Raw genomic sequence first — 6000 nt, 5'->3', positions numbered from 1 at the left:
ACGGGTTGATCGCCCGGACTCTTCTGAACACGCTCCCGCTCAAGGCATCTCGGCGAGCTGGCCTTTACCGACCAAACGCTTTGTCACCAGGCTCTGAGGGATGCCGATCATGTAGGGGTGTGGAGTGTCCCAGGCTCTGAAATCGAGCTGGATTCCGGCGAAATGGCCTGCCGGTACCCGCTGGATCGCCCGATCGATGACCCCGTCGAGCAGCCCGCGCGACTCGAGGAGCTCGGCTGTACGTGGTTGCAGTCCGAGCGCTTTGGATTGCCCGCTCTGTTCGTTCAGGCGCTCCAGCACGACCGTGGAGACGCCGGCCAAACGCAGCTCGGTTGCAAGGGTGAGCCCGGTCGGCCCGGCTCCGACAATGATCACATCGACGTTCATGTCGCGACGCTAGACCCAGAGGTGTCCCTTACTGCAACGATAGGAACATGAAAGACCCGTTGGATCCCGGCATGTTCGCGAATTGCCTCCCGATTAGGCCACCGATCCAGATCGGCGGAAAATGGACAGCGAAGATCGTGGTGAGCCTGGCGGGCGGTCCCCGCCGATTCTCGGAGCTGGAAACAGTGCTGCTCGGGATCACGCCGAAAGTTCTCACCGAATCGTTACGCTCGATGCAGGATTCGAAGCTGATCACGCGGACCAGCTACGACGAACATCCCCCCAGAGTCGAGTACGAGTTGACGCCGCTGGGGCGATCCTTGCTCGAACCCATTGCCGTCGCATGCAGGTGGACAGAGCATTTCGCCAGAGAAACCGAGTTGATCGATCCGTCTCCAGGTCAGGAGACTGTCCAGATGGGCTGGTGCCGTTCGTGATCCACGACCCGGTGGCATCCGTCCGCAGAGCCGGACACAACAGCAAAAGCACGACACCCGCGTGTCGCTTCCGCCTGAAGCCTGGTTCTGGCTCGGCATCTCGTGATTGACCCAGATCGGGATGTACTGGGGCGCTTCATAGTTGGCATGATCAGCGGTGTTCTGATCTTGTGCGCGAGCGTCTGGCAGTTCTTATCCAGGTTGCATTGAGCGCACGACGGTTCGAGATTGCCGGCAGAACTGTCACCACCAGCAGCGACCGGTCGAACATGATCGATGCATGTCGCGAGCGCACCACAATAGACGCACAGCGATCCCGGCGAACAGATCACGCGCCGCAGCGGTTTGGGAATACACCTGAGTCGTTCTCGGCACCCTTGAAACCGACCGCTGAATCCAGCGTCGTAGTTGATCTCGCAGCGGCTACAGGCGATGGTCAAATCGACCCATCCACCAGTGCGGGGAGCGCTATGGACGACACATCGTCGGTGGTCGGGGCCAGGGACCGGTTCGGAATCGGTCAGGGTGCGCTCGAACAGGGAGCCGGCCTCGGCGAGGCGTCCCGCCGGCCGGTGGGCGTAGACGAGGTTGTTGCCAGCCGCGGACCTGTCCGGGGGTGGGCTGTCTCGGCGCCGGGTAGACCACTTCACGCTCAAAGCCTTTCAGCTGTCGCGACTGCCGGCCACGGGGCATGACCCGCCAGTCCGCACACGAGCGGTGGTCCGAGTTCGAACGCCGACTTCGAACACCAGCTTGTTGGCGGGGGTTCGGAGGTTGGTCGGCGATGTCGCCTACCGCGAACCCACCTTCTCCGGCCATCGTTTCCGAGGCCTGGCAAGGCTCGCAACCAGAGCTACCAGGGCCTGGACTCTTCAGAATTCACCATGGGGCCGTGCCGGAGGGCAGTCCCGGCAACGTCGGCAGGATCGCCAGGGCTAGCCGCAGGTCCAGGGTATCGGTGTCGACGCTGCGGCCGAGGATCTCCTCGGCCTGGTGGACGCGGTAGCTGATGGTGTTGGGGTGCACGGTGAGTCGCTCGGCCGCCCGGCGGCGGCTGCGGTTCTCCTCCAGGTATACCGACAGGGTCATCGCGAGGCGGTAGGTGGTTTCGTCGTCGTCGGCCAGTGGTCCCAGCACGTTGCGGGCGAAGGCGTGCGCGTGGTCGAGGTCGGTGGTGCACAGCGCGGCGACGGCGATGTCGCGGTAGCGGAGCCGATCCTCCGCGCGGGGGCCGAGCAGCGACGCCACCCGCCGCGCGTGTATGGCTTGCACGTGGCTCTGCCGAAACCCGGACAGGCCGTGCCAGGGCTCGCCGAAAGCGATCCGGACGCCCGGGGGGATCGTCGCCGCGCCCGCCGCTACGACCGTGTCGATATCATTGGCGCCGAATGGGTTTCGGCGGCTGACCCACCCAGCCAGAGCCAGTGAGCCCAGGTGGTGGCTCAGTACGGACTCGGCCTCGAATACCCGGGCCAGCTCGGCCAGGGCATCGCCGAGTTCAGGTTGAGCATCGTGGTCGGGCACCCGTTCCAGCCAGACGATGACACCGAGGTGGTGACGGTTGACCTCGTAGCGCAGCCGGGTCGAGGCCCGGGCCACATCGCCCTCTCGGCCGGCGAGGATGTCCTCGATGGCCGCGGCCCGCGCCTCGGCCGCACTGCGCATCCAGCTTTCACGTTCGAGTTCGTAGGCGTGCTCGCCGCGGACCATCGCCCCGTCGGTGTAGGCGAACAGCCAGCGGGTCGCCAATTCCAGCGCTGCCGCCTGCTCTTCGGCGTTCTCGGTCTCGGCGACCACGCGGGTGAACATCCACTGCCACACCTGCTCGTAGGCCAGGCGGTAGAACCGCATCAGGTCCGGGAGGGCGATCTGCCGCCGGACCCCGGACCGCATGATTCCCAGGGTCGACCCCGGCAGCTCGAATCGCTGGGGATCATCGGCGAGTTCGAGCGTGTCGGCGAGCTGGGTGAGATGGGCCCTGGTGCTGACGCGGTGCTCCTCGATCGCCTGTGCGTCGGCGAACAGCGACGGCATCTCGGCCCGCATGCGAGCGACGGCGCGCTCGGCCAGCTCGTCGGCGCAGGCACGCAGCTGTCCGGCGATCGGCCGCAGCACCAGCCGCCAGACGCGCTGCGCGGCCGGTTCCCGTACCGGCGACCACTCGACCTCCATGCCGGCAGAATCTACCTGCTCGCAGGGAGAGCTCCCCGGGGCCGGTCACGGTGCGGGAAGGCGGGCTCAGTGGAGTTCGACGACCTCGAGCCGCCCGTCGGTGTGGTCCTGCCGCAGCCGCTTCTTGTCCAGCTTGCCGACGCTGGTCTTGGGGACCTCGGCGACGAAGGCCCACCGTTCCGGCAGCTGCCAGCGCGCGACCCGGCCGGTGAGGAACTCGCGCAAGTCGGCCGCGGTGGCGGTGGATCCGTGGTGCAGCACGACGGCCACCAGCGGCCGCTCGTCCCATTTCGGGTCGGGCACGCCGATGACCGCCGCCTCGAGCACGGCGGGGTGGTCCAGGACGTGGTTCTCGATCTCGACCGAGGAGATCCATTCGCCGCCGGACTTGATGATGTCCTTCGAACGGTCGGTGAGTCGCAGGAATCCGGTATCGGTCATGGTGCCGACATCACCCGTGCGCAGCCAGCCGTCGTCGAATTTGTCGGCCGCGTCGATGCCGTAGTAGCTGCCGGTGATCCACGGGCCGCGGACCTGGAGTTCACCGACACTGCGGCCGTCCCAGGGCTGCTCCACGCCGTCGTCGTCGACCAGGCGCGCCTGGACCGACGCCACCACACGGCCCTGGGTGCAGCGCAGGTCCCATGCCTGCTCCTCGGGGATCCCGGCCGGCGGGCGGGCGACCGTACCGAGCGGGGAGGTCTCGGTCATGCCCCAGGCATGGGTGATGTGGACGCCGTGCGTCTCGTGGAAGTCGCGCATCAATCCGGGTGGGCAGCTCGAACCGCCTACCACCACTTCGCGCAGACTCGACAGATCCTGCGGGTGCTCGGCCAGGTAGCCCAGCAAACCCTGCCAGATCGTCGGCACGGCCGCGGCCATGGTCGGGCGGCACTGCTCGATCATGGCGGCCAGCGGTTGTGGCTGCAGGAACCGGTCGGGCATCAGCAGTGAGGCCCCGATCATGAAGGCCGCGTAGGGAAGCCCCCACGACATGGCGTGGAACATGGGCACGATGGCCAGCGCGCGATCGGATTGCGCCAGCGCCATGCCGTCGGTCATGCACACCTGCATCGAGTGCATCCAGATCGAACGGTGTGAGTACACAACACCTTTCGGGTCACCGGTGGTGCCCGAGGTGTAACACATGGCCGCGGCCGAGCGCTCGTCGAGCAGGGGCCAGTCGAACTCGGTGGGACGACTCGACAGCAGCTCGTCATAGAGGTGCACGGTGATCCAGTCCGGAACCTGCGAGGCGTCGATCTCGCCGACCACGATCAGGTGCTCCACTGTGGTCAGCTGCGGCAACAACGGCAGTAGCAGCGGCAGCAGGGACTGGTCGGCAATGACGACCCGGTCCTCGGCGTGGTTGGCGATGAAGACCAGCTGCTCGGGGAACAGGCGAATGTTCAGCGGGTGCAGCACCGCTCCCATGGCGGGGACCGCCAGATACGCCTCCATGTGCGCGGCGTTGTTCCACATGAACGTGGCCACGCGGTCGTCACCGCGCACACCCAGATCCGCCAGCGCGTGCGCCAACTGCGCCGCGCGTCCGCCCAGCTCGCCGAAGGGCACCGTGACGGGCCCCGACTCACCCCAGGTGGTCACCGAACTCCGGGAGTGAACCGTGGTGCCGTATCGAACCAGTTGCCCGATCGACAACGGCGTGTCGTGCATCGTGCTCAACATCGAGAAGTGCTCCGCTTCCTGCCGCTGATCCGGTGACCGGCCGGCCACCGCAGGACACCGTAGGAGACGTCGATCACAACGCGCTCAGCACTCCGCGACAATAGTGCCGCCGCCGATTGTGCTCGCGTCACTAAAACGGCTGTGTTCTCATTGGGTCCGCTGCCGTTGTCGTTCGCCGCGCTCGCGGACTGCGGCCGGCGAAACTCCCTTGGGGCCATCCGGCTGCCGAGTTTGCGGGTCCGGCACTCTGGCCGGCTGCCGTCGGCCAGCAGTTCACGCAGTCGTGCGATCAGGAAGCGGATACCGAGTGAATTGCCCTGAGCGGGCGATCACGACGCCAAGCCCTGGAAGGGGTTCGGCGCCGGGCACTCGACGGGTGTCTTCTACCACGGGTCGCCGGGTTCGGGGTCGATAGCGGCGGCGCTCCAGCTGCTGGGGTTCTGGATGGGCCCGAGTGCGGGGCAGTCGCTGGCGCCTGCGGAAGCGCATGCTGGGTCGGTGTCGGCGTGGGCAAATCCGGTACCCGCTCCGAATGCGATCGGGACGGCGATTGCGGCGACGACAAGGGCTCTTTTCAAGGCGGTTCTCCTGAACACCGGTACGACATGGTCGGCCGATGCCTACGGGCACGAGGCAGTCAGCGCGTGAATTTCGTTGGTCGACAAGACATTCCGCGATCTTCGGACGTCTTGGTCGAATCGCTGTCGCTACCGGCGTCCAGCTTCGCCACCTGCGTTCTCACCGGCGGGTGAGGCACGCTCGGCTCGAGCACATCATCAATAGTGCCGGAACCTACGGTACCGTAGGTTGCTCGCCGCCGCCAAGGCGATCACGGCTCGTCGACAACGATCACGCACGCCCGGCACGGTGGACCGTTCGCTGGCTATGACGCGCGGTCCGACACGGAGAAGACACGCTCACCGGCCGAATCGAGGCCCAACCCGGTGGCGCTCGGATTCTGTTGGCGGACTGATTGAACCGGCGCGGCACCGCGCTGGCTCCCGGCGGCCGGGACCGCGGTCCGACGGAAGCTGGACACCGAAGGCGAACAGAGGCCCAGGGAAGGAGCGTGCCCACCGCTGCCGCGCCGAGCAACCCTGCGCACCGAGTTACGGTGTGCCACCTAGCAGCCCGGCACTCGGGCGGGATCACGTGCAGTCGGGTGGAGGTGCTGTCACCGGAGGCAGTTCATCGAGCCAAAATTTAGTCCGCCACAGGCAATTTCAGCGATCCATACCACGAATGCAAATGCACCATGGTTGCGGAGGTCGCGGCCGGGAAGGAAGGGTGCCAAATCATTTCTGCGCTGTAATGT

The 6000-nt window shown here is 66.3% G+C and carries 5 protein-coding genes; 1 reads left to right on the top strand and 4 read right to left on the bottom strand.

Annotated features, from left to right (window positions below; translation table 11 throughout):
• Positions 1–39 precede the first annotated feature (39 nt).
• The gene (locus AB0L60_RS34275) at positions 40–387 is read right to left on the bottom strand and encodes an FAD-dependent oxidoreductase (protein WP_364622856.1); all 348 of its coding nucleotides are present in this window, start codon (positions 385–387) and stop codon (positions 40–42) included.
• Between the two features lie 47 nt (positions 388–434).
• Between AB0L60_RS34275 and AB0L60_RS34270 the strand changes: the two genes are divergently transcribed.
• On the top strand, positions 435–824 hold the full coding sequence (locus tag AB0L60_RS34270) for a helix-turn-helix domain-containing protein (RefSeq protein ID WP_364622853.1): 390 nt from the start codon (positions 435–437) through the stop codon (positions 822–824).
• On the opposite strand, the gene AB0L60_RS34265 is transcribed toward AB0L60_RS34270, so the two are convergent.
• The 3 genes from AB0L60_RS34265 to AB0L60_RS34255 all read right to left on the bottom strand — a co-directional run bounded on the left by AB0L60_RS34265 (position 788) and on the right by AB0L60_RS34255 (position 4685).
• Positions 788–1156 (bottom strand): HNH endonuclease signature motif containing protein, encoded by a 369-nt coding sequence (locus AB0L60_RS34265; RefSeq protein ID WP_364622859.1) that lies wholly within the window; start codon positions 1154–1156, stop codon positions 788–790. The genes AB0L60_RS34270 and AB0L60_RS34265 overlap by 37 nt on opposite strands.
• A gap of 547 nt (positions 1157–1703) precedes the next feature.
• Positions 1704–2996: a helix-turn-helix domain-containing protein gene (locus AB0L60_RS34260; protein ID WP_364622850.1), complete on the bottom strand. Its 1293-nt coding sequence runs from the start codon at positions 2994–2996 to the stop codon at positions 1704–1706.
• 66 nt (positions 2997–3062) lie between these two features.
• A complete protein-coding gene (locus tag AB0L60_RS34255) occupies positions 3063–4685 on the bottom strand; it encodes a long-chain fatty acid--CoA ligase (RefSeq protein ID WP_364622847.1) in 1623 nt (540 codons plus the stop codon).
• Between the last annotated feature and the right edge of the window lie 1315 nt (positions 4686–6000).

The organism is Nocardia sp. NPDC051981, assembly GCF_040680715.1.
Classification (GTDB): Bacteria; Actinomycetota; Actinomycetes; order Mycobacteriales; family Mycobacteriaceae; genus Nocardia.
Note: the sequence above shows the minus strand (reverse complement) of the source record. Positions and strands in the feature narration are given on the sequence as shown.

Bases quoted from the DNA above. Each gene is read 5' to 3' on its own strand.
- AB0L60_RS34275 (WP_364622856.1), bottom strand. From the start codon at position 387: ATGAACGTCGATGTGATCATTGTCGGAGCCGGGCCGACCGGGCTCACC.
- AB0L60_RS34270 (WP_364622853.1), top strand. From the start codon at position 435: ATGAAAGACCCGTTGGATCCCGGCATGTTCGCGAATTGCCTCCCGATT.
- AB0L60_RS34260 (WP_364622850.1), bottom strand. From the start codon at position 2,996: ATGGAGGTCGAGTGGTCGCCGGTACGGGAACCGGCCGCGCAGCGCGTC.
- AB0L60_RS34255 (WP_364622847.1), bottom strand. From the start codon at position 4,685: ATGTTGAGCACGATGCACGACACGCCGTTGTCGATCGGGCAACTGGTT.